Origin of the sequence: Roseateles sp. (assembly GCF_049240545.1) — a bacterium.
In the GTDB taxonomy this organism is placed as follows: domain Bacteria; phylum Pseudomonadota; class Gammaproteobacteria; order Burkholderiales; family Burkholderiaceae_C; genus Paucibacter_A.
Genome location: NZ_JBMLSK010000197.1, coordinates 1 through 1,049, shown reverse-complemented (window position 1 = coordinate 1,049; position 1,049 = coordinate 1). Strand labels below are relative to the sequence as shown.

Annotated in this window: 2 protein-coding genes; both read right to left on the bottom strand. The window is 70.1% G+C overall.

What is annotated here, in order from left to right; translation table 11 throughout:
* On the bottom strand, positions 1-244 hold a 244-nt coding region (locus tag ACOVRJ_RS12540), incomplete at its 3' end, for a hypothetical protein (protein WP_422044184.1).
* A 9-nt stretch (positions 245-253) separates the two neighbouring features.
* The coding region (gene traN / locus ACOVRJ_RS12535; protein ID WP_422044183.1) for a conjugal transfer protein TraN at positions 254-1,049 on the bottom strand (796 nt) is incomplete at its 5' end.

The window sequence follows — 1,049 nt, the reverse complement described above, 5'->3', positions numbered from 1 at the left end:
GCTGCTGGAGTCTGCGCACGTCGATCTCGATCGGGGCATCGGTCTGGAAGCGGCGGGCGATCGCCTGGGCACCGGGGCCGGTGAGCGTGCCGCGGGCACTGCCCTCGGCGGCGGCGCGAGCGAGCAGGGGCTTGAGGTCGGAGACGGCTTGGCGCGGGGTGTTCTCTGCGGGGCCGGCCGCGTGGGCGGTGCAGAGCGCCAGTGGAAAGGCGGCGGCCAAGGCCAGTTTGGGGAGGAATCTCATCGCTTGTCCTCAGGGCCCGACGGCGCCGTTCACGCGGCTGCGCGCCTTGTTGGCCAGCGCGCCGACGTCGGGCAGCGTCGGGGCGATCTCGGCGTAGAACTCGGTGAGGTCCATGCGCGAGAAGTCGAGCGTCTGCAGTTGCGCGAGGCTGAAACCCGCGCAGTCCGGGTTCTTCGCGCCGCCCCAGCCGCGGCCGAGCTGGGCGCGGCCCTGCTCGTTGAGCACGCGGGCCAGGCGCGAGTTGAAGCAGCAGTAGCTCTGGGTGGTCTCCAGGCAGGTGCCGAGGATCGGCACCTTGCGCGAGCAGTAGCTGCCGACGCTGTGGCACAGGCGGTTGTCGTTCTTTATCGCCAGCACCTGCTCGGCCTGCTCGCAAGACAGAAGCCCCGAGAGCTGGATGGCGAGCATGGCGATCGTCCACGGGCCGGGCACGAGCGAGGTCATGAACGAGCCCACCGACAGTTCGCCCGCGATCAGCCCGGCCAGCGCCGAGCTGCCGCCGCCCGCGCCGAAGAGCGCCTCGAAGCCGGCGATCACCATGTCCGGCGCGTCGGCCGCGAAGAGCGCGTCGTAGGTGTAGCTAGAGCCCACGGCGCCGATCACCTGGCCGCCGGCACCGGAGATCAGTGACATCGTGCTGAAAAGCGAGCCACTGGTGCCGCCACCCTTGCAGCAGTTCACCAGGCCGAAGAGCTTCTTGCGGCAGCGGTTGTCGAAACCCTTGAAGACTTCGAGCGTGTCGGGGTCGATGTAGCGACCGGCCTCGCGCTGGATCTCCAGGCCGGCGACGGCGCGGGCGAAGTCC